Source organism: Pseudomonas sp. MF09150 (assembly GCF_059862355.1).
In genome coordinates, this window is sequence record NZ_JCBCUS010000008.1 from 137,060 (window position 1) to 163,345 (window position 26,286).

Annotated in this window: 28 protein-coding genes; 16 read left to right on the forward strand and 12 right to left on the reverse strand. The window is 61.3% G+C overall.

Annotated features, from left to right (window positions below):
- Window positions 1–8: 8 nt before the first annotated feature.
- Window positions 9–1,154, reverse strand: a complete 1,146-nt coding sequence (locus AC19YX_RS26545; RefSeq protein WP_500607544.1) for a muconate cycloisomerase family protein — start codon at window positions 1,152–1,154, stop codon at window positions 9–11.
- A 124-nt stretch (window positions 1,155–1,278) separates the two neighbouring features.
- On the opposite strand from AC19YX_RS26545, the gene AC19YX_RS26550 reads away from it, so the two are divergent.
- Window positions 1,279–2,166, forward strand: a complete 888-nt coding sequence (locus AC19YX_RS26550) for a LysR family transcriptional regulator (protein WP_500607390.1) — start codon at window positions 1,279–1,281, stop codon at window positions 2,164–2,166.
- Between the two features lie 139 nt (window positions 2,167–2,305).
- Entirely contained in the window at window positions 2,306–3,568 is a 1,263-nt protein-coding gene (locus tag AC19YX_RS26555; RefSeq protein ID WP_201131628.1) for an OprD family porin, read from the forward strand.
- 66 nt (window positions 3,569–3,634) lie between these two features.
- Here AC19YX_RS26555 and AC19YX_RS26560 read toward each other — a convergent pair whose 3' ends face one another.
- On the reverse strand, window positions 3,635–4,384 hold the full coding sequence (locus AC19YX_RS26560) for an outer membrane beta-barrel protein (protein WP_078473567.1): 750 nt from the start codon (window positions 4,382–4,384) through the stop codon (window positions 3,635–3,637).
- Window positions 4,385–4,579: 195 nt separating this feature from the next.
- Between AC19YX_RS26560 and AC19YX_RS26565 the strand changes: the two genes are divergently transcribed.
- The 3 genes from AC19YX_RS26565 to AC19YX_RS26575 all read left to right on the forward strand — a co-directional run bounded on the left by AC19YX_RS26565 (window position 4,580) and on the right by AC19YX_RS26575 (window position 6,270).
- Complete coding sequence (locus AC19YX_RS26565) at window positions 4,580–5,080, forward strand: RDD family protein (protein ID WP_500607391.1); 501 nt, start codon at window positions 4,580–4,582, stop codon at window positions 5,078–5,080.
- A gap of 36 nt (window positions 5,081–5,116) precedes the next feature.
- Window positions 5,117–5,452, forward strand: coding sequence for a DUF6388 family protein (locus AC19YX_RS26570; protein ID WP_078473568.1), 336 nt, complete (start codon window positions 5,117–5,119; stop codon window positions 5,450–5,452).
- 113 nt (window positions 5,453–5,565) lie between these two features.
- Window positions 5,566–6,270 carry a YoaK family protein gene (locus AC19YX_RS26575; protein WP_421549501.1) on the forward strand — a complete coding sequence of 235 codons (705 nt, stop codon included), beginning with the start codon at window positions 5,566–5,568 and terminating at the stop codon, window positions 6,268–6,270.
- A gap of 25 nt (window positions 6,271–6,295) precedes the next feature.
- On the opposite strand, the gene AC19YX_RS26580 is transcribed toward AC19YX_RS26575, so the two are convergent.
- Complete coding sequence (locus AC19YX_RS26580) at window positions 6,296–7,045, reverse strand: SDR family oxidoreductase (RefSeq protein ID WP_500607392.1); 750 nt, start codon at window positions 7,043–7,045, stop codon at window positions 6,296–6,298.
- Window positions 7,046–7,234: 189 nt separating this feature from the next.
- On the opposite strand from AC19YX_RS26580, the gene tusD reads away from it, so the two are divergent.
- The 6 genes from tusD (at window position 7,235) to AC19YX_RS26610 (ending at window position 10,710) form a co-directional block, all read left to right on the forward strand.
- Entirely contained in the window at window positions 7,235–7,627 is a 393-nt protein-coding gene (gene tusD / locus AC19YX_RS26585; protein ID WP_500607393.1) for a sulfurtransferase complex subunit TusD, read from the forward strand.
- A 1-nt stretch (window position 7,628) separates the two neighbouring features.
- On the forward strand, window positions 7,629–7,991 hold the full coding sequence (tusC, locus tag AC19YX_RS26590; RefSeq protein ID WP_078473571.1) for a sulfurtransferase complex subunit TusC: 363 nt from the start codon (window positions 7,629–7,631) through the stop codon (window positions 7,989–7,991).
- Window positions 7,991–8,290, forward strand: a complete 300-nt coding sequence (gene tusB / locus AC19YX_RS26595) for a sulfurtransferase complex subunit TusB (protein WP_500607394.1) — start codon at window positions 7,991–7,993, stop codon at window positions 8,288–8,290. Before tusC ends, tusB begins: the two co-directional genes overlap by 1 nt.
- Complete coding sequence (locus AC19YX_RS26600) at window positions 8,287–8,622, forward strand: TusE/DsrC/DsvC family sulfur relay protein (RefSeq protein ID WP_500607395.1); 336 nt, start codon at window positions 8,287–8,289, stop codon at window positions 8,620–8,622. Before tusB ends, AC19YX_RS26600 begins: the two co-directional genes overlap by 4 nt.
- Window positions 8,619–9,620: a glycosyl transferase family protein gene (locus AC19YX_RS26605; protein ID WP_500607396.1), complete on the forward strand. Its 1,002-nt coding sequence runs from the start codon at window positions 8,619–8,621 to the stop codon at window positions 9,618–9,620. Before AC19YX_RS26600 ends, AC19YX_RS26605 begins: the two co-directional genes overlap by 4 nt.
- Before the next feature lie 88 nt (window positions 9,621–9,708).
- Window positions 9,709–10,710, forward strand: a complete 1,002-nt coding sequence (locus AC19YX_RS26610; RefSeq protein ID WP_500607397.1) for a glutathione S-transferase family protein — start codon at window positions 9,709–9,711, stop codon at window positions 10,708–10,710.
- A 65-nt stretch (window positions 10,711–10,775) separates the two neighbouring features.
- Here the strand turns inward: AC19YX_RS26610 and cysG are convergent, their stop codons facing one another.
- From cysG to ftsK, 6 genes are all read right to left on the reverse strand, one after another.
- The gene (gene cysG / locus AC19YX_RS26615) at window positions 10,776–12,170 is read right to left on the reverse strand and encodes a siroheme synthase CysG (protein WP_078473576.1); all 1,395 of its coding nucleotides are present in this window, start codon (window positions 12,168–12,170) and stop codon (window positions 10,776–10,778) included.
- Window positions 12,171–13,451 (reverse strand): serine--tRNA ligase, encoded by a 1,281-nt coding sequence (gene serS / locus AC19YX_RS26620; protein WP_078473577.1) that lies wholly within the window; start codon window positions 13,449–13,451, stop codon window positions 12,171–12,173.
- 16 nt (window positions 13,452–13,467) lie between these two features.
- A complete protein-coding gene (gene crcB / locus AC19YX_RS26625) occupies window positions 13,468–13,842 on the reverse strand; it encodes a fluoride efflux transporter CrcB (RefSeq protein ID WP_500607398.1) in 375 nt (124 codons plus the stop codon).
- Window positions 13,842–15,164, reverse strand: a complete 1,323-nt coding sequence (locus AC19YX_RS26630) for a replication-associated recombination protein A (RefSeq protein WP_500607399.1) — start codon at window positions 15,162–15,164, stop codon at window positions 13,842–13,844. Before AC19YX_RS26630 ends, crcB begins: the two co-directional genes overlap by 1 nt.
- Before the next feature lie 35 nt (window positions 15,165–15,199).
- Complete coding sequence (gene lolA, locus AC19YX_RS26635) at window positions 15,200–15,823, reverse strand: outer membrane lipoprotein periplasmic chaperone LolA (protein WP_020296726.1); 624 nt, start codon at window positions 15,821–15,823, stop codon at window positions 15,200–15,202.
- A gap of 70 nt (window positions 15,824–15,893) precedes the next feature.
- A complete protein-coding gene (ftsK, locus tag AC19YX_RS26640; protein WP_078473580.1) occupies window positions 15,894–18,299 on the reverse strand; it encodes a DNA translocase FtsK in 2,406 nt (801 codons plus the stop codon).
- Window positions 18,300–18,594: 295 nt separating this feature from the next.
- On the opposite strand from ftsK, the gene trxB reads away from it, so the two are divergent.
- The 4 genes from trxB (at window position 18,595) to infA (ending at window position 21,381) form a co-directional block, all read left to right on the forward strand.
- Complete coding sequence (gene trxB, locus AC19YX_RS26645) at window positions 18,595–19,545, forward strand: thioredoxin-disulfide reductase (RefSeq protein ID WP_500607400.1); 951 nt, start codon at window positions 18,595–18,597, stop codon at window positions 19,543–19,545.
- Between the two features lie 71 nt (window positions 19,546–19,616).
- A complete protein-coding gene (gene aat / locus AC19YX_RS26650; RefSeq protein ID WP_500607401.1) occupies window positions 19,617–20,297 on the forward strand; it encodes a leucyl/phenylalanyl-tRNA--protein transferase in 681 nt (226 codons plus the stop codon).
- Between the two features lie 57 nt (window positions 20,298–20,354).
- Window positions 20,355–21,062 (forward strand): arginyltransferase, encoded by a 708-nt coding sequence (locus tag AC19YX_RS26655; protein WP_078473583.1) that lies wholly within the window; start codon window positions 20,355–20,357, stop codon window positions 21,060–21,062.
- A gap of 100 nt (window positions 21,063–21,162) precedes the next feature.
- Window positions 21,163–21,381: a translation initiation factor IF-1 gene (gene infA, locus AC19YX_RS26660; RefSeq protein ID WP_002553999.1), complete on the forward strand. Its 219-nt coding sequence runs from the start codon at window positions 21,163–21,165 to the stop codon at window positions 21,379–21,381.
- Between the two features lie 171 nt (window positions 21,382–21,552).
- Here infA and clpA read toward each other — a convergent pair whose 3' ends face one another.
- Together clpA and clpS are read right to left on the reverse strand one after the other, a co-directional pair.
- Complete coding sequence (clpA, locus tag AC19YX_RS26665) at window positions 21,553–23,823, reverse strand: ATP-dependent Clp protease ATP-binding subunit ClpA (protein WP_020296731.1); 2,271 nt, start codon at window positions 23,821–23,823, stop codon at window positions 21,553–21,555.
- Between the two features lie 29 nt (window positions 23,824–23,852).
- The gene (clpS, locus tag AC19YX_RS26670) at window positions 23,853–24,215 is read right to left on the reverse strand and encodes an ATP-dependent Clp protease adapter ClpS (protein WP_020296732.1); all 363 of its coding nucleotides are present in this window, start codon (window positions 24,213–24,215) and stop codon (window positions 23,853–23,855) included.
- Window positions 24,216–24,439: 224 nt separating this feature from the next.
- Between clpS and cspD the strand changes: the two genes are divergently transcribed.
- Window positions 24,440–24,694 (forward strand): cold shock domain-containing protein CspD, encoded by a 255-nt coding sequence (cspD, locus tag AC19YX_RS26675; RefSeq protein ID WP_078473631.1) that lies wholly within the window; start codon window positions 24,440–24,442, stop codon window positions 24,692–24,694.
- A gap of 80 nt (window positions 24,695–24,774) precedes the next feature.
- Here cspD and icd read toward each other — a convergent pair whose 3' ends face one another.
- The gene (gene icd / locus AC19YX_RS26680) at window positions 24,775–26,031 is read right to left on the reverse strand and encodes an NADP-dependent isocitrate dehydrogenase (protein WP_020296734.1); all 1,257 of its coding nucleotides are present in this window, start codon (window positions 26,029–26,031) and stop codon (window positions 24,775–24,777) included.
- Window positions 26,032–26,286: the final 255 nt, after the last annotated feature.

Below are 26,286 nucleotides of genomic sequence, written 5' to 3' on the forward strand. Positions count from 1 at the left end.
CGCTCTCCTCAGGCAGTATGAAGGGTGGAGGTTTTATCGCGGCGGAAGAACGCCAGGCGCTCTTCGTCCAGGCTCAGGCCCAGGCCCGGCGCGTTCGATACATGCAGCTGGAAATCGCGGTACTCCGGTGGCTCGCTGAGAATGTCTTCGGTCAGCAGCAGCGGGCCGAACAGTTCGGTGTCCCAGCTCAGCTTGCTCAGGGTCAGGAAGGCATGGGCCGAGGCCAGGGTGCCGATCCCGCCTTCAAGCATGGTGCCGCCATACAGGCCGATGCCCGCCGCCTCGGCAATGGCCGCCGTGCGCAGGACCGCGCGGGGGCCGCCGTTTTTGGCGATCTTCAGGGCAAACACCGACGCCGCGCCTTCGCGGGCCAGGTTGAAGGCGTCTTCCACGCATTCGATGGATTCATCGGCCATGATCGGTGCCGGGCTGATGGCGTTGAGGCGGACCATGCCGGAGCGGTTGTTGCGCGAGATGGGTTGTTCGATCAGGTCGATGCCGTTGTTGCCGAGGATCCGGCAGGCGCGCACTGCGACCGCTTCATCCCAGGCCTGGTTGACGTCGACCCGCACGCTGGCACGGTCGCCCAGGGCTTTCTTGATGGCGATCACGTGGGCCAGATCCCGGTCGACTTCACCGGCGCCGATCTTCAGCTTGAAGATGCGGTGGCGGCGCAGGTCGAGCATTTTTTCCGCTTCGGCGATGTCCTTGGCGGTGTCGCCGCTGGCCAGGGTCCAGGCCACCGGCAAGGCGTCGCGCACCCGGCCACCGAGCAACTCGCTGACCGGCAGCCCGAGGCGCTTGCCCTGAGCGTCGAGCAAGGCGGTTTCAATACCGGATTTGGCGAAGGTGTTGCCACGGATGCTGCGCTCCAGGCGCAGCATGGCGGCGTTGACGTTGCTGCTGTCCTGGCCGACCAGCAACGGGGTGAAGAAACGATCGATATTGGTCTTGATGCTGTCCGGGCTTTCGTTGCCGTAGGCCAGGCCGCCGATGGTGGTGGATTCGCCAATGCCTTCGATGCCGTCGGCGCAACGCAGGCGGATCAGCACCAGGGTCTGGTTCTGCATGGTGTGCATCGCCAGCTTGTGCGGACGAATAGTCGGCAGATCGACGATGATCGTCTCGATCGATTCAATGGCAGAAGAAAGCATTTCCATACCCGTCAGGTTCTTGAAGTTATGCAGCCGATTCTGGTACGGCTTTTTCTGGGGTTCCAATATAGAATTGGTCTGGTTCGATACCTTAAAGGTATTCAAGATTTTCCTCGGAGGCGGTATGGAGCTGCGTCATCTGCGTTACTTCCAGGTGCTGGGTCAGACCCTGAACTTCACCAAGGCCGCCGAGCGCCTGCACATCGCCCAGCCGCCGCTGAGCCGGCAGATCCAGCAACTGGAAGAGGAACTGGGGGTGCTGCTGCTCGAACGCGGCCGGCCGCTGCGGCTGACCGAGGCCGGACGGTTTTTCTATGAGCACTCCAGCGTGCTGCTCGAACAGCTGGGCAAGGTCTGCGACAACACGCGGCGCATCGGCCTCGGGCAAAAAACCTGGCTCGGCATCGGCTTTGCGCCTTCGACCCTGTATGGCGTCCTGCCGCAACTGATCCGTCGCCTGCGCAGCGACGAGACCCTGGAGCTGGAGCTGGGCCTGTCGGAAATGACTACCCTGCAACAGGTCGAAGCCCTCAAGGCCGGGCGCATCGATGTCGGCTTCGGCCGGATCCGCATCGACGACCCGGCCATCGTCCAACGGGTGCTGACCGAAGACCGGCTGGTGGCCGCCCTGCCCGCCGGGCACCCGTTGCTCGGCCAGCCGGTGAGCCTCAGCCAGTTGGCCGACGAGCCTTTTGTGCTGTACCCCGGCAACCCGCGCCCGAGCTACGCCGATCATGTGATTGCACTGTTCAGCTCCCACGGCCTGACGGTGCGCATTGCCCAATGGACCAACGAATTGCAGACCGCCATCGGCCTGGTCGGCGCCGGGATCGGCATCACCCTGGTGCCGGCCTCGGTCCAGGTGCTGCACCGCAACGACATCGGCTTCAGCCCGCTGCTGGAGAGCAACGCCACCTCGCCGATCATCCTCAGCCGCCGGGTCGCCGACGTCTCGCCGGGGCTTAGCCACTGCTTGCGCATGGTTGACGAACTGCGCGCCAGCAAGACCTGAAGCCATCCCCGCCCCCCGGGGCCGAACGGCCCTTGCACAAAGCGGATACAGGTCTGCAAAAAGCGGATATTGCCCACCCTCCCCGGCCCCTAGCCTGCGCCGCAGTGAACTGCTTTCAATAACAATAAGAGTAAAAGCAATGAAACCTGCGATGACCCCGACCGTGCTGGTCTCCAGCGCGCTGTGTCTTGGTGCACCCCTGTCCCTGCTGGCTGACGAAGGCGGCTTTATCAAAGACGCCAGCGCCACCCTGCAAGCCCGCAACTACTTTTTCAGCCGCGACTATTCGGACATTCGCGGCCCGGAAAAATCCATGGCCCAGGAATGGGCACAAGGCTTCATTCTCAATTTCAAATCCGGCTATACGCCGGGGCTGGTCGGCGTCGGGGTCGACGCCATCGGCACCCTCGGGCTGAAGCTAGACAGCGGCAAGGGCCGGGTCAACACCGGGTTGCTGCCGGTGCAGGAGGACGGCGAAGCGGCCGACAGTTACAGCCGCCTGGGCGCAGCGCTGAAACTGCGGCTGGCAAAAACCGAACTGCGGGTCGGCGAATTGCAACCCAACCTGCCGGTGCTGAGCTTCAGTGATATCCGCCTGCTGCCGCCGTCCTACCAGGGCGCCAGCCTGACCTCCAACGACATCGATGGCCTGACCCTGCAAGGCGGGCGCCTGCGCTCCACCAGCCTGCGCAACGAATCCGGACACAGCGACCTGCAAGCCATGCTGGGCCATGTACCGCAACGCCAGGTCAGCAGCGACGGCTTCAACTACGCCGGTGCCGACTATGCCTTCAACAGCAAACGCACCACGGTCAGTGCCTGGTACGGCCAGCTGCAAGACATTTATCAGCAGCGCTTTCTCGGCCTCAAGCACAGCCAGCCCGTGGGCTCCTGGGTCCTGGGCGCCAACCTCGGCTACTACGATTCCAGCGAAGAAGGCCGGCAACTGCTGGGCCGGATCGACAACCGCGCGTTCTTTTCCCTCCTCTCGGCCAAGCGCGGCGGGCATACCGTTTACCTGGGGTATCAGGGGATGTACGGCGACAGCTCGTTCCCCCGGGTGTTTGCCAATATCTCACCGCTGGGCAACGAGGTGCCGACCTACGAGTTCGCCTACGCCGACGAGCGCTCATGGCAAGCACGCTACGACTATGACTTCGCCGCCATGGGCTGGCCGGGCCTGACCAGCACCGTGCGCTACATTCGCGGTGACAACGTCGACACTGGCAAGGGCTACGAGGGCAAGGATTGGGAGCGGGACCTGGACATCGGCTATGTGATCCAGTCCGGCCTGCTGGGCGGGCTGGGGATCAAGCTGCGCAACGTGGCGGCACGTTCCAACTACCGAACCGATATCGATGAAAACCGCCTGCTGCTCAGTTACACCTGGAAACTGCTGTAGCCAGGCAGCCGACACTGGCGGCATTGCGCACGCCAGTGCCGGTGGCCCTGACCGGGGACGGCAGGCCTAGAAGGCGATACCGACCTTCACCCCGTACTCGTCACGCTTGAGCTTGGTGTTGTCGGCCACGTCCGAATCCTGGTCCAGCTTGTATTCGGTGCGGGTGTAATACACACCGGCCATCACCGGCAGCGAGCCTTTCTGGTTCATCAGCAGGCTGACTTCGGCGTAAGGGTTGGTGCGGTCCTTGAGGTCCACAGTGTCGCTGCCGACATCGTCGACCTTGAGCTTGACCTTGCCGTCGATGGTGCGCCGCGCACCCAGTTCGACGCGCATGGTCATGTCATCGAACTGATGGTTGTAACCGATGGCCGCCTTGGCGAACGGCGACTTGGTGGTGAGCTTGGTGTCGTAGTCGTCGATCTCTGGCTCGTAACGGGTCCAGCTGTAGCCGCCGCCCACCAGCACATCGACGAAGTTGCGCGCATCCAGCGCGGCACGCCAGCCAAGGTCGAGGTCGGCCTGGCCTTCCTTGAGTTTGTTGTCGTCCTTCTTGCCGAATTTGGCGTCGACCCCGGCCTGGTAGATAAAACCCGATTCGGCGGTCATTTTGTTGCCGAAGTTATAGAACAGGCCACCCTCCGGCAGGTGATCCTTCTGGCTGTCGCTGCCGCCTTCGAGCTTGAAATCGTTGTAGCTGCCGAGGATCCCGAACGTCGAGATCGGGCCCGTATCAGGCGCGGCGATCGCGGCGGCAGGCAGGGCCAGGAAGGCCAGGATAGAGCCCTTGAGTGCGGTTCCGAATACGTTTGACATCGCTTTTTAAATCTCCCTGTTAGAAGGCAAATGATTCAGGAAACGCTTCGAGTCCGGGGAGATGCAAAAGGTTCGCACTATTTTGAGGCACAGGTATTTTCACCGAAAGCCGTCCCCCGCCAAAACCACTGCGACACCCCGCCCTGCGGGGATTACACTGCGCCCGATGTGATGGAAAAAACTTTGGAATCGACCATGGAAGTCTCAAGAACCCAACTGATCCTGCGCCGCGCCGCCGCCTTCATGCTCGACCAAGTGCTGGCGCTGGCGGCGTATTTGCTCCTGTCGCTGAGCCTGCATGGGGTGCTGGCATTGCAGCCGGTCAGACGCTTGCTCGACCTCGAGCAACAGACGGGGCTGGAGCCCTACCTCCATTCGATGTTGTTCATGCTGGTCTGGCCCTTGTACTTCGTGGCCTGGGAGTATTTCTTCAAGGGCCGGACGCCCGGCAAAAGCGCCCTGGGCCTGATGGTGATCAACGCCGCCGGGGCGCCGCCGACGCTGATCCAGGTACTGATCAGAGGCGCCACCCGCTACCTGGAGGCCGCTTTCGCCTTTGTCCCACTGATGGCCTGCGCGGAATCAAGCCGCTGCCAGCGAATAGGCGATATGCTCGCCCGCACCTACGTGATCCCGCACAAGGATCTGCAACAGATACGCAGTGAAATGCCAGAACATCCCCTGCCCCAGGCTTGATGCCTGAAGGCTGCCCGTTCCCCTCAAGGAGCCCCGATGCCCGCCAATGCCCCGCACCACGAAATAGCCCTGGAAAGATTTCTCGCCGCGCGCCCCGAACTGCGCGAAGCACTGGACAAGCTCAATCCGCTTGAAGCCCAGGTCAAGGGCGAGACGCCCGAGCAGTACCGCGATGAACGCCTGCATGAAGCCTTTGAAGCCGAAGCCGAGCGCCTGGGTTTGTTTGCCTGGGAACTGAGTTTGCAACTGACTGCCTCCAGCGCCGAAGATTTCCAGGCCCAGCGCCTGGAAGTGCACAAGGAGGTGGCCGAGATGGCCGGCATGGACTGGGCCGAATACTGCCAGTTGCATGGCCTGGATAGCCCGAACTGACAACCTGTTGATGATCTGGCGAGCGACGCTCAGCTCTTTTTAACGCCGCATGAGCCAAGCGCAGTCGATCGTGAACCGGTTCTGACACCTTCACCGCCCATGAGAGCCTACTGATGCTGCCATCGCCGCCCACACCGCGTACTCACCCAGGCTTGCTCAATACCCGCAAATGGCGCGGGCGGATCGGCCTCGGCCTGGTGGCCAGCCTGTCGGTGCTGGCGGGCATGACCGACGCCATCGGCTTTATGGCCACCGGCGACTTCGTGTCCTTTATGAGCGGCAACACCACACGCCTGGCCGTGGCCATCAGCGATGGCGACATGGGCCTGACCCTGCGCCTGACGTTGTGCATCGCCACCTTTATTGCCGGTAACGCCCTGGGCATCGTCGTCAGTCGCCTGGGCGGACGCCGCGCCCTGCCCCTGCTGCTGTGCATCGCCACCCTGCTCTGCGCAGCCGCGGCCTGGCCGTTTGCCAATCACCTGCCGGCCTTGCTGGCCGCCATCGTGGCCATGGGCATGCTCAACGCGGCGGTGGAAGAAGTGAACGGCCTGCCCGTGGGCCTGACCTATGTCACCGGTGCCCTGTCACGCTTCGGCCGGGGCCTGGGACGCTGGATGCTCGGCGAGCGACGCAATGGCTGGCGGGTGCAACTGGTGCCCTGGACCGGGATGCTGGTTGGTGCGGTGATCGGCGCGCTGCTGGAGCACCAGCTGGGCATCAAGGCGCTGCTGGTCAGTGGCGGCTTGTCGGCGTTGCTGGGGATCGCCTCGTTGAAGATCCCTCATCGCTGGCAACTGGGCTATATGCCGCGCTGAAACACGCGGCCTATAGCCCGAGGGCTTAGCTGAACACGCCGCCGTTGTCGGTATCGATGACGATCGACGACAGGCTGATGTGCCGTGGCCGGGTCAGAGCGAAAACCACCGCCTCGACCACATCCCGATTAGTGCCCTGCTGGCCCTTGGTCCGCTCAGGCACCTGGGCCCATTGCGGGTCCAGCGGCGAAATATCCTCAAGATACGGCGGGTGCACGCACAGCGAGCGCAGTGGCGTGCCGACCAGCATCTGCCGCAGGCCATCGGCCAGCGCCAGTTGCCCGTGCTTGGCGGCATAGAACGGCAACGACACGCTGTGCAGCGGCGCGTTGGGCAGGCCGCTGATGGAGCCGATGGTGACCACATCCGGGCGGCTGGACGCCTTGAGTGCCGGCAGCAGGCCCTGGGTCAGGAGGAAGGTTCCGGTCAGGGCGGCATTGATCACCCCGCTGACTTCGGCGGCGCTGTGGGGTTGCTCGCTGGCCTCCAGCCACATGGCGCCGTTGTTGATCAGGATGTCGATCTGCGGCTGGCGCTGCTCGATGCTGGCCAGGGCCGCGCTGACGCTGGCGGTGTCGGCGAGGTCGAGCACCACTTGCTCGGTCGCCAGGCCGCCACGGGCCTCGATTATGGCCCCGACTTCAGCCAGGGCATGGCCGCTGCGTCCGCACAGCACCAGCTTGCACCCCAGGTCCGCCAGGCTGATCGCCAGGGCCGCACCCAGGCCGCGACCGGCACCGGTGACCACGACCACTGCACCTTTGAGTTCCTGCATCTCGCACTCCTTGTCATCGATTGGTTTTTTCAGCGGGCGAGTTTATCGAGCGTGGGCCAGTTTGGGCCGACCGATGCGTTACCCGGTATGTCGAGGCCTGCCCCGGCCCAGCGCCGCACGAAAAAACGGGTTTAGCCCATCCCTCGATAAAGCATTATCATTGCGCCAGATTTGCCGACCGAGTCCGTCATGAAGTTCGCCATAGCCCTGTTCTGCGCCGCCCACGAGCCCTCTTCGCGTCGCGCCCTGCTGTTCGCCCAAGCGGCGCTGGCCGGCGGGCACGAGATTGTCCGGCTGTTTTTTTATCAGGACGGCGTGTACAGCGCCTCGAACAACATCGTCACCCCCCAGGATGAGCAGGACCTGCCCCGCCAATGGCGCGAGCTGGTGACCACCCATCAGTTGGATGCCGTGGTGTGCATTGCCGCAGCCCTGCGGCGCGGGGTGCTGAACACTGAGGAAGCCCAACGTTATCAGCGCTCGGCGGTCAACCTCGAAGCGCCGTGGGAGTTGTCCGGCCTCGGCCAGTTGCACGATGCGGCGCAAGCTGCCGATCGCCTGATCTGCTTTGGAGGGCCTTGAAATGCCCAAGTCCCTGCTGATTATCAGCCGCCAGGCGCCCTGGTCCGGCCCCGGCGCCCGCGAGGCGCTGGATATCGTCCTGGCCGGCGGCGCCTTTGATCTGCCCATCGGCCTGCTGTTCCTGGATGACGGCGTATGGCAACTGGCGCCCCGGCAACACGCCGCGACCCTGCAACAGAAGGACCTGAGCGCCAACCTGCAGGCCCTGTCGCTGTTTGGCGTGGACCAAGTGTTTGCCTGTGGTTTCAGCATCGCCGAGCGCGGCCTGGATCCGCAGGACCTGGGCCTGGATGAGGTCCAGTTGCTGGAAACCGCGCAACTGAGTGCGCTTATCGATCGTTACGACCAAGTGATTACCCTCTGATGTCGACCTTGCATGTATTGTCCCACTCGCCCTTCACCGACACCCGCCTCGACAGCTGCCTGCGCCTGCTGGGTGCGCGGGACGCGCTGCTGCTGTGCGGCGACGCGGCGTACGCGCTACAACCTGGCAGCGCTCCCTTTGCCCACTTGCAGGGCCGTGCCGAGGCGTTGCAGGTGTTCGTCCTGGCTGAAGACCTGCAAGCCCGTGGCCTTGCCGCACCGGCCTGGGCCACGGCCATCGATTACCCGGCCTTTGTCGACCTGTCGATCCAGCACGCCAAGGTCAACAGCTGGCTATGAATGCGCTCACCGTAGGCACCCGCAGCATCGCCCTGGACAAGGACGGCTACCTGCTCGACCTGGCCGACTGGTCGCCGCAAGTGGCCAGCGCCCTGGCGGCGGTCGAAGGCATTGAACTGAGCCCCGAGCACTGGGAGATCCTTGAGCTGCTGCGCGATTTCCATGGCCAATACCAGCTGTCGCCGGCCACTCGCCCGCTGATCAAATACACCGCCCTGAAGCTGGGCCCGGAAAAGGGCAACAGCCTGCACCTGAACCGCCTGTTCAACGGCACTCCCGCCAAACTTGCCGCCAAGCTGGCGGGCCTGCCGAAGCCGACCAATTGCTTATGAACCAATCCCCTGCGCTGATCACCGAAACCCCGGCCGAGCATCCATTTGCCCCGTTCGTACGGATCCTGGGCAAAGGCAAGCGCGGCGCCCGCAGCCTGACCGGTGAAGAAGCCCGGGAAGCCATGGGCATGCTGCTCGACGGCAAGGTCGAAGACACCCAGCTCGGTGCTTTCCTGATGCTGCTGCGGCACAAAGAGGAAAGCCCGGAAGAACTGGCCGGCTTCACCCTGGCCCTGCGTGAGCGCCTGAATGCCCCGGCGATCCGCCTCGATCTGGATTGGCCGACCTACGCCGGTAAAAAACGCCATCTGCCCTGGTACCTGCTGGCGGCCAAATGCCTGGCGCAGAACGGCGTGCGCATCCTGTTGCATGGCGGTGGCGCGCACACCGCCGGGCGCTTGTATACCGAACAACTGCTGGAGCCCCTGGGCATTCCCCTGTGCCATGACTGGCAGGCGGTGAACCAGGCCCTGGACCAGGGCAACCTGGCCTTTATCCCGCTGGGTGCCTGGGCACCGCAGCTACAGCGGATGATCGACCTGCGCAACATCCTCGGCCTGCGCTCGCCGATCCATTCCCTGGCACGCATCCTCAACCCGCTGGGCGCACGTTGCGGCCTGCAAAGCATCTTCCACCCCGGCTACCAGGGCGTGCACCGCGATGCCAGCGGCCTGCTGGGGGATAACGTGATCGTGATCAAGGGCGATGGCGGCGAAATCGAGGTCAATCCAGACAGTCCCTGCCATCTTTACGGCACCACCGGCGGCGTCAGCTGGGATGAAGAATGGCCGGCACTCTCGGCCCAGCGCCATGTAAAGCCCGCCAGCCTCGATCCGCAGCAGTTGCTCGCGGTGTGGCGTGGCGAGGTGGTCGACAGCTACCCGCAACTGGCGCTGATCGCCACCATGGCCCTGGCCCTGCGCGGCCTGGGTACACCGCGCGAGCAAGCCTTCGAGCAGGCGCAGCGGTTCTGGGATGCGCGAAACAAATCGATTTAATCGATCATATACCCGCAAGCTTTGCGCTTTTTGTTCGAACTCATCGGAATAGACTGCACTCCAACGCAAAACAGCCGAGGAGAATTCGATGGGCCTGCTGATTGAAGGGCGCTGGCACGACCAGTGGTACGAGAGCAGCAAAGACGGCGCCTTCCAGCGCGAACAGGCGCAACGCCGCAACTGGGTCACGGCCGACGGCGCGCCTGGCCCCAGCGGTGAAGGCGGCTTTGCGGCCGAGGCCGGGCGCTATCACCTCTATGTATCCCTGGCCTGCCCCTGGGCCCACCGCACCCTGATCCTGCGCAAGCTCAAAGGCCTGGAAAGCCTGATCGACGTCTCCGTCGTCAGTTGGCTGATGCTGGAAAACGGCTGGACCTTCGACCAGAGCCACGGCTCCAGTGGCGACTCGCTGGATCACCTGACCTACATGCACCAGCGCTATACCGCTGAGGATCCCCACTACACCGGCCGGGTCACGGTGCCGGTGCTGTGGGACAAACAGCAGCAGCGCATTGTCAGCAACGAGTCGGCGGAGATCATCCGCATGTTCAACAGCGCCTTCGACGGCCTGACCGGCAACCGCCTCGACCTGTATCCAGAAACCTTGCGCGCAGACATCGAACAACTGAACGCGCGGATTTACCCGGCGGTGAACAACGGCGTGTACCGCGCCGGCTTCGCCACCTCACAACAGGCCTATGAACAGGCTTTTGATGATGTATTTGCCGAACTCGACTGGCTGGAGCAGCGCCTGGGAGAGCGGCGTTACCTCGCAGGCGAGTACCTGACCGAGGCCGATGTGCGCTTGTTCACTACGCTGATTCGCTTCGACGCGGTGTATTACAGCCACTTCAAATGCAACCTGCGGCGTATTGCCGACTACCCGAACCTGTCGAGCTGGCTCAGGGAAATGTACCAATGGCCGGGGATTGGCGAGACCGTGGACTTCACCCATATCAAGGGTCATTACTACGCCAGCCACCGCACCATCAACCCGACCGGCATCGTGCCCAAAGGGCCGGCGCAGGACTTCACCCGCAGCCATGATCGGCAGCGCCTGAGTGGGCGGGGAATCTTTCAGGGGAATTGATGCGGCAGTGCGTGCTCATCGCCCCCCCACTCCAGGTCATGCCCCGGAGTGGATGGGTGATGGGGTCAGACTTGAGACTGGGCGCCTTCGAACCAGGCCAGCTTTTCGCGAAGCTGGACCACTTCGCCGACGATGACCAGCGTCGGGGCATGCACTTCGTGCTCCGCCACTAGCCGTGGCAGGTCGGCCAGGGTGCCGGTAAACACCCGCTGGTTGGACGTGGTGCCCTGCTGGATCAAGGCCGCCGGGGTATCAGCTGAGCGACCGTGCTTGATCAACTGCTCGCAGATGATCGGCAAACCCACCAGGCCCATGTAGAACACCAGAGTCTGGGCGGGGCCAACCAGGTCGCTCCAGGGCAGGTCCGAAGAACCATCCTTGAGGTGCCCGGTGACAAACCGCACCGACTGCGCGTAATCGCGGTGGGTCAGCGGAATCCCGGCGTACGCCGCGCAACCGCTGGCCGCCGTGATCCCCGGCACCACCTGGAACGGGATGCCATGGGCCGCCAGTTCCTCGATCTCCTCACCGCCACGCCCGAAAATAAACGGGTCGCCGCCCTTGAGCCGCAACACGCGCTTGCCTTGCTTGGCCAGGGTCACCAGTTGCTGGTTGATCTGCTCCTGGGGCACCGCGTGGTCGGCGCGACGCTTGCCGACATACACCCGCTCGGCGTCACGCCGGCACAATTCGAGAATCGCCGGCGCCACCAGGCGGTCGTACAGCACCACATCGGCTTGCTGCATCAGGCGCAAGGCGCGAAAGGTCAGCAGGTCCGGATCACCCGGGCCGGCACCGACCAGATACACCTCACCCGGCGCATGGGGTGCTTCACCTTCGATCTTGGCGATCAGCAGGCGCTCCGCTTCTGCCCCCTGCCCGGCCAACTGGCGATCGGCAATCGGCCCCTGGAAAACATCTTCCCAGAACGCCCGACGCTGCTGCACATCTGGAAACAGACCTTTGACCTGGCTGCGAAAGCGCGCCGCCAAACCGGCCAGCTGGCCGTAGGTCGAAGGAATCCAGGTTTCCAGCTTGGCCCGGATCAGCCGTGCCAGCACCGGCGCATCGCCACCGCTGGACACCGCAATCACCAGGGGCGAACGGTCGACGATCGCCGGGAAGATCACGCTGCACAGGGCCGGCGCGTCCACCACATTGACCGGCACGCAGCGCTTGTGCGCGTCGGCGGACACCTGGGCGTTGAGCGGTTCATCGTCGGTGGCGGCAATGATCAGCACACAGCCGTCCAGGTCCGCCTCGATGTAACCGCGCACTACGCATTCGCCGCCGCTGGCAGTCACCAGTTCACGCAACTGCACTTCTATTTCAGGTGCAACAACCCGCAACAGCGCACCGGCATCGGCCAGCAGACGGGATTTGCGCAAGGCAATCTCCCCTCCACCGACGACCAACACACGACTGCCGCGCAGGTTATGGAACAGCGGCAGAAACTCCATTTAGCCGATGACCTCAAGGCCGCCCATGTAGGGTTTCAGCACGTCCGGCACACGGATCGAACCGTCGGCCTGCTGGTAGTTTTCCAGCACCGCCACCAGGGTCCGGCCCACTGCCAGGCCCGAGCCATTGAGGGTGTGCACCAGTTCCGGCTTGCCGGTTTCCGGGTTGCGGAAACGCGCCTGCATGCGACGCGCCTGGAAATCGCCGCAGTTGGAGCACGACGAGATTTCGCGGTACTTGTCCTGGCTGGGGATCCACACTTCCAGGTCATAGGTCTTGACCGCGCTGAAGCCCATGTCGCCGGTGCACAGGGCCAGGGTGCGGTAAGGCAGACCCAGCAATTGCAGGACTTTTTCGGCGTTCGCGGTCAGGCCTTCCAGCGCTTCCATCGAGGTCGAGGGCTCGACCACTTGCACCATCTCGACCTTGTCGAACTGGTGCTGACGGATCATGCCGCGGGTATCGCGACCCGAGGCCCCGGCTTCGCTGCGGAAGCATGGCGTGTGGGCCACAAACTTGATCGGCAGCAGCTTCGGATCGAGGATCTCGCCAGCCACGATGTTGGTCAGCGACACTTCGGCGGTCGGGATCAGGTACAGGTCGGCTTCGCCTTCGCGGCTGATCTTGAACAGGTCTTCCTCGAACTTCGGCAACTGGCCAGTGCCCTGCAGGGCCGGCGCTTGTACCAGATAAGGCGTGTAGGCCTCTTCGTAGCCGTGTTCGTTGATGTGCAGGTTGATCATGAACTGCGCCAGGGCGCGATGCAGGCGGGCGATCGGCCCACGCAGCAGGGCAAAACGCGCGCCGGACAGCTTGGCGGCGGTTTCGAAATCCAGCCAGCCGAACTTCTCGCCCAGGGCGACGTGGTCCTTGACCTCGAAATCGAAGACAGTCGGCGTGCCCCAACGGCGCACTTCAACGTTGCCCTCTTCATCGGCGCCCACCGGCACCGACTCGTGAGGCAGGTTGGGAATATTGAGCAGGATCGCGTCCAGCTCGGTCTGAATCCCGTCCAGCTCGACCTTGCCGCTGGCCAACTCGCCGGCCATGCGCTCGACGTCCGCCATCAACGGCGCGATGTCTTCACCGCGCTGCTTGGCCTGGCCGATGGATTTGGAGCGTGCATTGCGTTCAGCCTGCAATTGTTCGGTGCGGGTCTGGACGGTCTTGCGCTGTTCTTCCAGCGCTTCGATGCGCGCTACATCCAAGGTAAAGCCACGGGATGCCAGGCGGTCCGCTACGTCCTGAAGGTTGCTACGTAACAGTTTGGAATCGAGCATGTCGGTCTCTCGTTTATCAAAGTTTGGTCAAGGACAGGCCAGCCCAGGTCGCGAGCAGCCCGCCGAATACGCTGATGGCCAGATAACCGAAGGCTATCGGTGCTTGCCCGCTTTCCAGCAAGCGCAGCGTATCCAGGGAAAAGGATGAAAAGGTCGTCAGACCGCCTACAAAGCCGACGATCAGGCCGGCACGGATTTCGATCGGCACTTCCGGGCGCACCAGAAACAGCCCGTACAGCACGCCGATGATCAGGCAACCCAGCAGATTGACCGCCAAGGTGGCCGCATAAAAATGCCGGGGCCAGTTGGCGCTGACCCAGGTGCTGGCCGCGAAACGCAGTAATGTACCAGCGATACCGGCGACGGACACCGCAAGAATCATTCGAATCACTATTTTCTCCGCTGTTTCGGGCTGATGCGGTCAAGGGCTGCCAGGTGATTGAGCTTCTCGCCGATCTTCAGCTCCAGGCCACGGGGCACCGGCTGGTAGAACGGCTGCGGTTCGAGCTCGTCGGGAAAATAGTCTTCGCCGGCGGCGTAGGCATCCGGCTCATCGTGGGCGTAACGGTATTCGTCGCCGTACCCCAGTTGTTTCATCAACTTGGTCGGCGCATTGCGCAAATGCAGCGGTACTTCCAGCGAACCATGCTCGGCGGCGCTGCGCATGGCGGCCTTGAAGCCCATGTAGACCGCGTTGCTTTTCGGTGCGCAGGCCAGATAGGTAATGGCCTGGGCCACCGCCAACTCGCCTTCGGGGCTGCCCAGGCGCTCCTGCACGTCCCAGGCGGCCAGGCACAGGCTGAGGGCGCGCGGATCGGCGTTGCCGATGTCTTCGCTGGCCATGCGCACCACGCGCCGAGCCAGGTACAGCGGGTCGCAACCGCCGTCGAGCATGCGCGCGAACCAGTACAGGGCACCGTCGGGGTTGGAGCCACGCACCGACTTGTGCAGGGCGGAAATCTGGTCGTAAAACGCCTCACCGCCCTTGTCGAAACGCCGACGGGTGTCGCCCAGCAGGCTTTGCAGCAGGTCGACGCCGATCTCGCTGTTGTCTTCCGCCAGGTCCGAGGCGTTCTCCAACAGGTTGAGCAGACGCCGGCCATCGCCGTCGGCCGCCGACAGTAGCATCTGGAAACCTTCGTCGCTCAGGCTCAGCTGACGCTTGCCCAGGCCACGCTCTTCGCTCAGGGCGCGCTGCACCAGCTTCTTCAGGGCGGCCTCGTCCAGGCTTTTGAGCACATAGACCCGAGCCCGGGAAAGCAAGGCGTTGTTCAATTCAAAAGAAGGGTTTTCAGTGGTGGCACCGATGAAAATCAGCGTGCCATCTTCGACATAAGGCAGGAAGGCGTCTTGTTGCGACTTGTTGAAACGGTGCACTTCGTCAACAAAGAGGATGGTCCGGCGACCGTATTGACCAGCCTGTTGCTTGGCGATTTCCACCGCCTGGCGGATCTCCTTGACCCCGGCCAGCACTGCCGAGACCGTTTCGAAGTGCGCATCCGAGACTTCCGCCAGCAGCCGCGCCAGGGTGGTTTTACCCACCCCTGGCGGGCCCCAGAAAATCATCGAATGCAGGGCGCCCTGCTCCAGGGCTTCGCGCAGAGGCTTGCCCCGGGCCAACAGGTGTTCCTGACCGACGTACTCATCCAGGTTGGCCGCGCGCAAGCGGGCGGCCAGGGGCTGAGCGATCGGGGCACTACGAAACAGGTCCATGGCGTACCTTTGCAACCTCTTGTATGACTAGCCGCTTATTCCTGGATCACGTCGGCACCCTTGGGGATGTCGAACTTGAACTTGGAAGCCGGGATCGGCTCGTTGGCCTTGACGCCGGTGAACAGGATATTGGTGCGCTGGCCGACACTGTCGATCAGTTGCATGTCGTTGACCATGCCGTTGCGGAATGACAGGCGCAGGCTGTCGAACAGGGTGTCCTTGGTTTTCGGCTTGAGGGTGAAGTCGATCACCCCGCCGGCTTCCTTGGCGCTGATATCGAAGCTTTCGCTGATCTTCGACACATCACCGGACAGCAGCAGGGCCGGAGTCTGGGTCAGGCGCTGATCGAGCTTCTTGATGGTCACCTGCTCCAGGTCCGGGTCCCACAGCGAAACCTTCTTGCCGTCGGACACCATCAGTTGTTCCTGTGGCGCGTCGGTGTGCCAGTAAAACAGCCCCGGGCGTTGCAGCGACATTTCGCCAGCCGTTTCCTGCAACTGGGTGCCACCGCCATCCAGGGTCAGCTGGGAGAAGCGTGCAGTCAGGGTCTGGGATTTTTCCAACAGCTGGGTCAGACGTGCTACATCCTTGTCGTCAGCGTGAGCCGAGAGCGTGGTCAAAGCCAAAACCGGCAGCAACATCATGCGGATAAGACGCATGGGAGTCCTCTTAAAATTGCGTGGGATTATCGGCGGCGTGCCATCACGCCGCGTCGATTCAATTCGATGCTCAGTCGCGCATCGGGCCCGGCGCCAATACTTCGCGCGAGCCATTGGTGTTCATCGCGGTGACCACACCAGCCATTTCCATGGACTCGATCATGCGTGCGGCGCGGTTGTAGCCGATCTTGAGCTTGCGCTGCACCGCCGAGATCGAAGCCCGGCGGCTTTCCAGGACGAACTGCACCGCCTCGTCGTACAGCGCGTCGGTTTCAGCATCATCGCTGTCACCGCCACTGCCACCGTCAAAGCCGCTGCCCGCCTCTTCGACACCGTTGAGGATGTCGTCGTTGTATTCAGGCGCGCCACGCAGTTTCCAGGCTTCCACCACGCGGTGCACTTCATCATCGGAGACGAATGCGCCGTGGACCCGGATCGGCAGGCTGGTCCCCGGCGGCATGTAGAGCATGTCGCCGTGACCCAGCAGTTGTTCGGCACCGCCCTGGTCGATGATGGTCCGCGAGTCGATCTTGCTCGACACCTGGAACGCCATGCGGGTCGGAATGTTGGCCTTGATCAGACCGGTAATCACGTCCACCGAAGGCCGCTGAGTGGCGAGGATCAGGTGGATACCGGCAGCACGGGCCTTCTGTGCGATCCGCGCGATCAGCTCTTCGACCTTCTTGCCGACAATCATCATCATGTCGGCGAATTCGTCGACCACCACCACGATGGTTGGCAGCTTGACCAGCAGCGGCGCCTCGTCGTGGATGCTCTCGCGGTTGTACAGCGGGTCGGTCAGCGGTGTACCGGCATCCTGGGCTTCCTTGACCTTGGCATTGAAGCCCGACAGGTTGCGTACGCCCATCTTCGCCATCAATTTGTAGCGCCGCTCCATCTCGGCCACGCTCCAGCGCAGCGCGTTGGCGGCGTCCTTCATGTCGGTCACTACCGGGCACAGCAGGTGCGGAATGCCTTCGTAGATCGACAGCTCGAGCATTTTCGGGTCGATCATGATCAGCTTGGCGTCTTCCGGGCCGGACTTGAACAGGATCGACAGGATCATCGCGTTCACCCCCACCGACTTACCGGAACCGGTGGTACCGGCCACCAGCAGGTGAGGCATTTTCGCCAGGTCGGTGATGACCGGACGGCCGCCAATGTCATGACCCAGGGCCAATGTCACCGGGGATTTGAAGTTGTCGTATTCCGGGGTCGACAGCACTTCGGAGAAGCGCACGATCTGCCGATCCTCGTTGGGAATCTCGATGCCCACGGTGGTTTTGCCGGGGATCACTTCGACCACCCGCACACTGGTCACCGCCAGGGAACGCGCCAGGTCCTTGGCCAGGTTGGCGATGCGGCTGACCTTGACCCCGGCCGCCGGCTGGATTTCGTAACGGGTAATGACCGGGCCCGGGTGAATCGAATCCACCGACACCTCGACCCCGAACTCCTTGAGTTTGATTTCCAGCAGGTGGCCGACCGCCGCCAAGGATTCGGGGGAATAGTTGAGCTGTTTCTTTTCTGCCGGGTCGAGGATGGAAATAGGTGGCAGCGTGCCTTCAACGGCGCTGTCGACGAACAGCGGCACTTGCTTCTCTTTCTGCACGCGCTTGCTCGGTTCCGCCGCTTTCGGCGGAGCGGGGGCGATGACCGGCGGCACCTGTTTCTCGCGCTCGGACATGTGCTTGCTCAGGGCCTGCTCGCGCTCGATCAGGCGCTCCTTGACCTTGGCCTGCTCGCGCTTGTCGGTCACGGTTGGGGCCACGACTTCGTCGACCCGGGCATCCACTTCGCGCAACTGGGCCACCAGTTGCTTGCGCTCGGTACGGGCCGCCCACCAGCGATTGGCTGCGCCCTGGAACAGTTCGAACAGGTCGAGGGTGATCTTGCCCGTGACGTCCATGACCTTGAACCACGACAGATCGGTGAACACAGTGAGGCCAAACAGGAACAGCGCGATAAACATCAGGGTGCTGCCCTGGATGTTCAGTGCGTTTTTGGCCAGGTCGCCCAGGCTTTCGCCCAGCGCCCCACCCGCCCCGGCCGGCAAGCCGGTGGCAGCGTGAAAATGGATATGGGCCAAGGCGGCGCCGGACAACACCAGGAACACCAGGCCGATCAGGCGCCAGGAAAACAGCCAGCCGCTCCACTGCCAGGGTTCATGCCGTTGACGGAAGATCTGATAAGTCTTGATCGCCAATAACAGCGGGAAGATATAGGCGAAATAACCCAACACCATAAACAGGATATCAGCGCTGTATGAACCGGCAGGGCCACCGAAGTTCTGCACATCTTCGATCTTGCTGTTATGGCTCCAGCCCGGATCGTCCTTGCCATAGGTCAACAATGCCATCATCAAAAACAGGCATAAGGCACCAATGGCGATCAATGCACCTTCCTTGAGCCGGTAGTGCAATTGCTGACGCCAGAGCGGGACTACTGTTTTAGGTGTTGCGGTGGATTTCTTCAAAACGCGTCTTTTCCTGCGCCTACGGCGCGTCCAACTGATGATTGACTACAAAATACTGCTCGAACGAGCAGGTAAATAAAGTTGATTGGCCTGACTGGGGCTACTTTTAACACTCTGCCCCGGGATCCTGAAACAGGGCAATTCTGAATATCTTGATACATACCGGCATTGTACGGGTTTGCTCGCTTCATGCCACGCTGGTACATCCTCGGTTTAGCATAACCAACGGCACTTTACGCACTATTCAATTTGAGCATGCATTGCCTTTTGTGACAAAGGCTTATGAGGTGTTTTTATGAACCAAACGAAGCATTCACGCCTGATTATTCTGGGCTCCGGCCCTGCCGGTTACAGTGCTGCCGTGTATGCCGCCCGGGCCAACCTCAAGCCGACTGTCATTACCGGCCTGCAGGCCGGAGGACAATTGACCACCACCACCGAAGTCGACAACTGGCCCGGTGACGTCGAAGGCCTGACCGGCCCGGTGCTGATGGAACGCATGCAAAAACATGCCGAGCGCTTTGATACCGAGATCGTCTACGACCACATCCACACGGCCAAGTTGCAGCAGCGACCGTTTATCCTGATCGGCGACAGCGGCACCTACAGCTGCGACGCACTGATCATTGCCACCGGTGCATCGGCCCAATACCTGGGGCTGCCGTCGGAAGAAGCCTTCGCCGGCAAGGGGGTATCGGCCTGCGCCACCTGCGACGGGTTCTTCTACCGCAACCAGGTAGTCGCTGTGGTCGGGGGCGGCAATACCGCCGTGGAAGAAGCACTGTATCTGTCGAACATCGCCAAGGAAGTGCACCTGGTGCATCGGCGCGACAAGCTGCGCTCGGAGAAAATCCTGCAGGACAAATTGTTCGAGAAAGCCGCCAACGGCAATATCCGCCTGCACTGGAATCAGAACCTGGATGAAGTGCTGGGGGATGCCAGCGGCGTGACCGGTGCCCGCCTGCGGGACAGCCTGAGCGGCGCCACCCACGAGCTGGAGCTGGCCGGAGTCTTTATCGCCATTGGCCACAAGCCCAACACAGACCTCTTCCAGGGCCAACTGGAGATGCGTGACGGCTACCTGCTGGTCAGGGGCGGCAGTGAGGGCAATGCCACCGCTACCGGCATCGAGGGGGTGTTCGCGGCCGGCGACGTTGCCGACCATGTCTACCGCCAGGCCATTACCTCAGCCGGGGCCGGCTGCATGGCGGCGCTAGACGCCGAGAAATTTCTCGACGACAACTAAGCGCTCGTCCTACGCTTGGGGCGGGCCTTCGCGGCCCGCCACCGCCCTCCCCTTCCGCAAGTTTGAATACCATGCTGACCTGGCTCCAACGCAACACCCTTGATTTCCCTCCTCTGGAAAAGGCCATGCGCGACCCCAACGGCCTGCTGGCAGCTGGCGGCGACTTGTCCGCCGATCGGTTGATCCAGGCCTATCGCCATGGCTGTTTTCCTTGGTTTTCCGAAGGCCAGCCCATTCTCTGGTGGTCGCCGGACCCGCGCACCGTGCTGTTTCCGCAGGAACTGCATGTGTCCCGCAGCCTCAACAAGCTGCTGCGCCAGCAACGCTACCGCGTCACCTTCGATCAGGACTTCGCCGCGGTCATCAGCGCCTGCGCCGCGCCGCGCGACTATGCCGATGGCACCTGGATCACCGACGCCATGCAGCTGGCCTACCTGCAGTTGCATGCACGGGGCTACGCCCATTCGGTGGAAGTCTGGGACCAGGACGAACTGGTCGGCGGGTTGTACGGCTTGGCGATGGGCCAGCTTTTTTTTGGCGAGTCAATGTTCAGCCGAGCCGACAATGCATCGAAATTCGGCTTTGCCACCCTGGTCAAACACCTCCATGAATGGGGATTTGTGCTGATCGACTGCCAGATGCACACCAGCCACCTGCAAAGCCTGGGCGCCCGAGCCATCACCCGCAGTGACTTTGCCGGCTATCTGCGCCAGCACCTGGATCAGCCCAGCCGCGCCACGTGGGTTTGCTGAGCGATTTTTGCACCTGTGGCTTACACTTAATTCAAAGCTTATTCCGAGGGTTGACTCATGACCGAGTTGGCGCGTTTGAAGTTCTATGCCACTCAACCCCACTCTTGCAGCTACCTGCCCGATGAACAGGCCACCACCCTGTTTCTCGATCCTAGCCAGCCAATGGATGTGCATGTCTACGCAGACCTGTCGGAAATGGGCTTTCGCCGCAGTGGCGACCACCTGTATCGCCCGCATTGCCAGAACTGCAACGCCTGCGTTCCCGCACGCATCCCCGTCGCGCAGTTTTTGCCCAATCGCCAGCAGAAACGCATTCTCAAGCGCAACAGCGAACTGAGCGTGAAAGCGGTCAAACCTGCATTCAGCGAAGAATATTTCGAGCTGTACCGCCGCTACATCGAACAGCGCCATGCCGATGGCGATATGTTCCCGCCCAGCCGCGATCAGTTTTCCACGTTCCTGGTGCGCGACCTGCCGTTCTCCCGCTTCTACGAATTCCGCCTCGAAGGTCGCCTGCTGGCCGTGGCGGTGACCGATTTGCTGCCTAATGGCTTGTCGGCGGTCTACACCTTTTACGAACCGGACGAAGAGCGTCGCAGCCTGGGACGCTACGCGATCCTCTGGCAGATCGGCGAAGCCCTGCGCCTGGGGCTGGAGGCGGTCTACCTCGGCTACTGGATCAAAAACTGCAAAAAGATGAACTATAAGACCCAATATCGCCCTATCGAGCTGCTGATTAACCAGAGATGGGCAACCCTCAGCTAGAAGGTCTTGGCTTAAACCCCATTTTTCGGGCACAATGCACGCCGCTTTTGCCTGGCGCAGTTGCACCGGGCCATTCATTGGATACCGAGGGCTTTACTGCATGTCGAAAGAAGACAGCTTCGAAATGGAAGGCACTGTCGTCGACACCCTGCCCAACACCATGTTTCGTGTGGAGTTGGAAAATGGGCACGTCGTAACCGCGCATATCTCCGGCAAGATGCGCAAGAACTACATTCGTATTCTTACCGGTGACAAAGTGCGCGTCGAGCTGACGCCCTATGACTTGAGCAAAGGGCGCATCACTTACCGCGCTCGCTAAGCAAGTCAATACAAGACGCCCGGTTATGCCGGGCGTTTTTGTTCGCGTCGAGAAAACTTGGCAGGCGCCGGAACGACTTACCCCGCGCAGATCAATACGCCGCGCATGCACAAACCCCAGATAGCACAAAGGCACCTTGCGGTGCCTTTGGCTGTTTTACATCGATTGCGATCACGCCATTTCTGCGGTGGTCTCGAAGTCGAAGGTCAGCTCGCCGTCCTTGATGTCGATGTGAACCACACCGCCATGATCGGCCAACTCGCCAAACAGGATCTCCTCCGCCAGCGGACGCTTGATCTTGTCCTGGATCAAACGCGCCATTGGCCGCGCGCCCATGGTCACATCGTAACCACCCGCCGCCAGCCAGCTGCGAGCAGCATCGGTCACTTCCAGCTGCACGCGCTTGTCTTCCAACTGCGCCTGAAGCTCGGTAAGGAACTTGTCCACCACACTTTTGATGACCTCATGACTGAGGCGACCAAATTGGATAATGGTGTCCAGGCGGTTGCGGAACTCCGGCGTGAAGCTCTTCTTGATCACTTCCATGGCATCGGAAGAGTGATCCTGATGAGTGAAGCCGATCGAGGCCCGCGCGGCCGTTTCAGCACCGGCGTTGGTGGTCATGATCACGATCACGTTACGGAAGTCAGCCTTGCGCCCGTTGTTATCGGTCAGGGTGCCGTGGTCCATCACCTGCAACAGCAGGTTGAAGACTTCCGGATGCGCCTTCTCGATCTCATCGAGCAGCAATACGCAATGCGGCTGCTTGGTAATCGCTTCGGTCAGCAAGCCGCCCTGGTCGAAACCGACATAGCCGGGAGGTGCACCGATCAAGCGCGATACGGTGTGGCGCTCCATGTACTCGGACATGTCGAAACGAACCAGCTCGATCCCCAGCGCCTTGGCCAACTGCCGCGCCGCTTCGGTCTTGCCCACCCCGGTAGGACCGGCGAACAGGAAGGAACCGACAGGCTTGTCCGGCGACTTGAGGCCCGCACGGGACAGCTTGATGGCGGTAGACAGCGAGTCGATCGCCGCATCCTGACCGAAGACCGTCAGTTTCAGGTCGCGCTCAAGATTACGTAACAGCTCCTTGTCGGAACTGGTGACGTGCTTCGGAGGAATACGCGCAATTTTCGCGACGATATCTTCCACCTGCGGCACTTCAATACGTTTGACGCGCTTTTCGACCGGTTGCAGGCGCTGATAGGCACCCGCCTCGTCGATCACATCAATGGCTTTGTCCGGCATGTGCCGATCATTGATGTAGCGTGACGCCAACTCGGCGGCAGCTCGCAGCGCTTCATCGCTGTACTCGATGCCGTGGTGCTGCTCGAAGCGCCCTTTAAGGCCACGCAGGATACCGATGGTGTCTTCAACCGAAGGTTCGGACACATCGACTTTCTGGAAGCGCCGCGCCAAGGCACGGTCCTTCTCGAAGATCCCACGGAACTCCTGGAAGGTGGTCGAGCCAATGCAACGAATATCGCCCGAGGACAGCAGCGGTTTCAGCAGATTGGAGGCATCCATCACGCCGCCAGACGCTGCACCCGCACCAATAATGGTGTGGATTTCGTCGATAAACAGGATCGCTTGTGGGCGTTTTTTCAACTCGCCAAGCAACGCCTTGAAGCGCTTCTCGAAGTCGCCACGGTATTTGGTCCCGGCCAGCAAAGCGCCCAGGTCCAGGGAATAAACCACGCTATTGGCCAACAGATCAGGCACCTGATTGTCGACGATACGCTTGGCCAGGCCCTCGGCGATGGCAGTCTTGCCGACACCCGCCTCACCCACCAGCAACGGGTTGTTCTTGCGACGACGCGCAAGGATCTGAGCCACCCGTTCAACCTCAAGCTCACGCCCCACCAACGGATCGATTCGACCCTGGCGTGCGAGTTCATTGAGATTACTGGCATAGGCATCCAGAGGATTGCCCGAAGAAGAAGACTCACCACCCTCTTCGTCCTGCATATCTTGCTCACCTTCAGAGTGATCGCCATGCCCCGGCACCTTGGAGATGCCATGGGCGATGTAGTTGACGACGTCGATGCGGGCAACGCTCTGCTGTTTCAGCAGGAACACGGCCTGACTCTCTTGCTCACTGAAGATTGCGACCAGCACATTGGCGCCGGTCACTTCCCGCTTGCCCGAGCTCTGTACATGGAAGACAGCACGCTGCAATACCCGCTGAAAGCCCAGAGTTGGCTGGGTTTCACGATCCTCGTCATGCACGGGGATCAATGGCGTGGTGGAGTCGATGAACTCCTGCAGATCATGCTTGAGTTTGTCGAGGTTAGCTCCGCAGGCACGTAAAACAGTGGCGGCGGCCTCATTATCTAAAAGAGCCAACAAAAGGTGCTCAACCGTCATGAACTCATGACGCTTCGAGCGGGCCTCCTTGAAGGCGAGATTGAGGGTGACTTCGAGCTCGCGGTTTAACATAGCTTCACCTCATACCCAAGTGGTCGGCGTTAACCGTCCTTCTCGATTTCACAGAGTAGCGGATGCTGGCTTTCCCTGGCGTACTGGTTGACCTGCATGGCCTTGGTCTCGGCGATGTCGCGGGTAAACACTCCACATACTGCCCGTCCTTCTGTGTGAACGGCCAGCATTACCTTGGTCGCCAGCTCGCGATTCAGGTTAAAAAACACCTCGAGCACTTCGACGACGAAATCCATCGGCGTGTAGTCATCATTGAACAAAACCACCTTGTACATCGGCGGCGCCTGCAATGCAGGCTTAGCTTCCTGTACAGCCAAGCCAGCGGAATCGTCGTCGTGTAGATCCGGGCGATCCTGATTGAATGTTAGTCGAATCTGGCTGAATGCATGCATGGAAAGAAAGGTTCGTTAGTTGTGCAAATACAGTGGTGGGGGCACCTCGGGACGATTTCAACTCCGACCGCCGGGTCACCTTGACTATCGGCAAAACGGTGTTACAACCAATAGAGCCCACATTGGGTAAAAAAGGTCCGCGCAGTCAACCTTATTTATCAGGTCCCAGTGCGGATGAACGGATGATACTCCAGTGATGGAGTCTGTTGCAGAGGGATATGAGTATGGCAAGCGGCAAGGTCAAGTGGTTCAACAATGCCAAGGGCTACGGTTTTATCAACGAGGAAGGCAAGAGCGACGACCTTTTTGCCCATTACTCGGCCATCGACATGGATGGCTATAAAACCCTGAAAGCCGGGCAGCCCGTGAGCTTCGAGATCATTCAAGGCCCCAAGGGCTTGCATGCCGTGAAGATTACCGAGCTCAAGCTTCCAGGCGAAACCAGCCATGAAACACAGCAGGAAACAGCCTTGAGCTGAGACTCGCCAGCATCCGGACATAAAAAAACCGGCCGACTCAAGGGATTGAGTCGGCCGGTTTTGTTTTACCCGTCAATCACTCACATATGCGAGATCAGCGCATCACCGAACGCGGAAGACGACAGCAGCTTGGCACCGTCCATCAGACGCTCGAAGTCATAGGTCACGGTCTTGGCCGAGATGGCGCCGTTGGTGCCCTTGATGATCAGGTCGGCCGCTTCGGTCCAGCCCAGGTGGCGCAGCATCATTTCTGCGGAAAGAATCAGCGAACCCGGGTTCACCTGGTCTTTACCCGCATACTTCGGTGCAGTGCCGTGGGTAGCCTCGAACATGGCGATGGTGTCGGACAGGTTGGCGCCTGGCGCGATACCGATCCCCCCCACTTCCGCCGCCAGGGCGTCGGACAGGTAGTCACCGTTGAGGTTGAGGGTTGCGATCACATCGTATTCGGCCGGGCGCAGCAGGATCTGCTGGAGCATGGCGTCGGCGATGGCGTCCTTGACGATAACGTTCTTGCCGGTTTTAGGGTTCTTGAACTGCATCCACGGGCCGCCGTCGAGCAGGGTCGCGCCGAACTCTTCGGCCGCCACTTCGTAGGCCCATTCCTTGAAGGCACCTTCGGTGAACTTCATGATGTTGCCTTTGTGCACGATGGTCAGCGAGTCGCGGTCATTGTCGACCACGTACTGCAGCGCCTTGCGCGCCAGGCGCTTGGTGCCCTGCAGGGAAACCGGCTTGACGCCGATGCCGCAGTTTTCGTCGAAACGGATCTTGGTGACGCCCATTTCTTCTTTAAGGAACTTGATGACCTTGGTCGCTTCCGGGGAACCGGCTTTCCACTCGATGCCGGCGTAAATGTCTTCCGAGTTCTCACGGAAGATGGTCATGTCGACGTCGCCTGGTTTTTTCACCGGGCTTGGCACACCTTCGAACCAGCGCACTGGGCGCAGGCAGACATAAAGGTCGAGCTGCTGGCGCAGGGCCACGTTCAGGGAACGGATACCACCACCAACCGGCGTGGTCAGCGGGCCCTTGATGGACACCACGTAATCCTTGACTGCGTCCAGGGTTTCCTGAGGGAGCCAGGTGTCCTGGTCGTACACTTGAGTAGCCTTCTCGCCGGCATAAACCTCCATCCAGGAAATTTTGCGCTCGCCGCCGTAAGCCTTCTTAACAGCAGCATCTACAACCTTGATCATGACCGGGCTGATATCAACGCCAATACCATCACCTTCAATAAAAGGGATGATCGGGTTGTTAGGAACATTGAGAGAATGGTCTGCATTGACGGTGATTTTGTCGCCGACTGCTGGAACCTGAATCTTCTTGTATCCCATGCTGAACTCCGTTGTGTGGATTGAACATCTGGCTGCGTTCGAGCGTACCCCAGTTGAATCTGCACGGAAACCTCAGCTTCCCGTCATCTGCCGGGAAGTTGCACAGTTCGCCGCGTACAAGCCTGAAATCAAAGGGAAAAGCGCCAAACTTGAGCACATCGGTCGACTCTACGCCCCCACCGCGCCTGCGACCTTTAGACCAATGGACGAGTAGCGCCCTCTATGAACCATCGGCGTTTTGCCAGCTACCTATGT

Excerpts from the sequence above, each read along its gene's own strand:
- AC19YX_RS26545 (WP_500607544.1), bottom strand. The coding sequence starts at position 1,154 with ATGCTTTCTTCTGCCATTGAATCGATCGAGACGATCATCGTCGATCTG.
- AC19YX_RS26550 (WP_500607390.1), top strand. The coding sequence starts at position 1,279 with ATGGAGCTGCGTCATCTGCGTTACTTCCAGGTGCTGGGTCAGACCCTG.
- AC19YX_RS26555 (WP_201131628.1), top strand. The coding sequence starts at position 2,306 with ATGAAACCTGCGATGACCCCGACCGTGCTGGTCTCCAGCGCGCTGTGT.
- AC19YX_RS26560 (WP_078473567.1), bottom strand. The coding sequence starts at position 4,384 with ATGTCAAACGTATTCGGAACCGCACTCAAGGGCTCTATCCTGGCCTTC.
- AC19YX_RS26565 (WP_500607391.1), top strand. The coding sequence starts at position 4,580 with ATGGAAGTCTCAAGAACCCAACTGATCCTGCGCCGCGCCGCCGCCTTC.
- AC19YX_RS26570 (WP_078473568.1), top strand. The coding sequence starts at position 5,117 with ATGCCCGCCAATGCCCCGCACCACGAAATAGCCCTGGAAAGATTTCTC.
- AC19YX_RS26575 (WP_421549501.1), top strand. The coding sequence starts at position 5,566 with ATGCTGCCATCGCCGCCCACACCGCGTACTCACCCAGGCTTGCTCAAT.
- AC19YX_RS26580 (WP_500607392.1), bottom strand. The coding sequence starts at position 7,045 with ATGCAGGAACTCAAAGGTGCAGTGGTCGTGGTCACCGGTGCCGGTCGC.
- tusD (WP_500607393.1), top strand. The coding sequence starts at position 7,235 with ATGAAGTTCGCCATAGCCCTGTTCTGCGCCGCCCACGAGCCCTCTTCG.
- tusC (WP_078473571.1), top strand. The coding sequence starts at position 7,629 with ATGCCCAAGTCCCTGCTGATTATCAGCCGCCAGGCGCCCTGGTCCGGC.
- tusB (WP_500607394.1), top strand. The coding sequence starts at position 7,991 with ATGTCGACCTTGCATGTATTGTCCCACTCGCCCTTCACCGACACCCGC.
- AC19YX_RS26600 (WP_500607395.1), top strand. The coding sequence starts at position 8,287 with ATGAATGCGCTCACCGTAGGCACCCGCAGCATCGCCCTGGACAAGGAC.
- AC19YX_RS26605 (WP_500607396.1), top strand. The coding sequence starts at position 8,619 with ATGAACCAATCCCCTGCGCTGATCACCGAAACCCCGGCCGAGCATCCA.
- AC19YX_RS26610 (WP_500607397.1), top strand. The coding sequence starts at position 9,709 with ATGGGCCTGCTGATTGAAGGGCGCTGGCACGACCAGTGGTACGAGAGC.
- cysG (WP_078473576.1), bottom strand. The coding sequence starts at position 12,170 with ATGGAGTTTCTGCCGCTGTTCCATAACCTGCGCGGCAGTCGTGTGTTG.
- serS (WP_078473577.1), bottom strand. The coding sequence starts at position 13,451 with ATGCTCGATTCCAAACTGTTACGTAGCAACCTTCAGGACGTAGCGGAC.
- AC19YX_RS26630 (WP_500607399.1), bottom strand. The coding sequence starts at position 15,164 with ATGGACCTGTTTCGTAGTGCCCCGATCGCTCAGCCCCTGGCCGCCCGC.
- lolA (WP_020296726.1), bottom strand. The coding sequence starts at position 15,823 with ATGCGTCTTATCCGCATGATGTTGCTGCCGGTTTTGGCTTTGACCACG.
- trxB (WP_500607400.1), top strand. The coding sequence starts at position 18,595 with ATGAACCAAACGAAGCATTCACGCCTGATTATTCTGGGCTCCGGCCCT.
- aat (WP_500607401.1), top strand. The coding sequence starts at position 19,617 with ATGCTGACCTGGCTCCAACGCAACACCCTTGATTTCCCTCCTCTGGAA.
- AC19YX_RS26655 (WP_078473583.1), top strand. The coding sequence starts at position 20,355 with ATGACCGAGTTGGCGCGTTTGAAGTTCTATGCCACTCAACCCCACTCT.
- infA (WP_002553999.1), top strand. The coding sequence starts at position 21,163 with ATGTCGAAAGAAGACAGCTTCGAAATGGAAGGCACTGTCGTCGACACC.
- clpA (WP_020296731.1), bottom strand. The coding sequence starts at position 23,823 with ATGTTAAACCGCGAGCTCGAAGTCACCCTCAATCTCGCCTTCAAGGAG.
- clpS (WP_020296732.1), bottom strand. The coding sequence starts at position 24,215 with ATGCATGCATTCAGCCAGATTCGACTAACATTCAATCAGGATCGCCCG.
- cspD (WP_078473631.1), top strand. The coding sequence starts at position 24,440 with ATGGCAAGCGGCAAGGTCAAGTGGTTCAACAATGCCAAGGGCTACGGT.
- icd (WP_020296734.1), bottom strand. The coding sequence starts at position 26,031 with ATGGGATACAAGAAGATTCAGGTTCCAGCAGTCGGCGACAAAATCACC.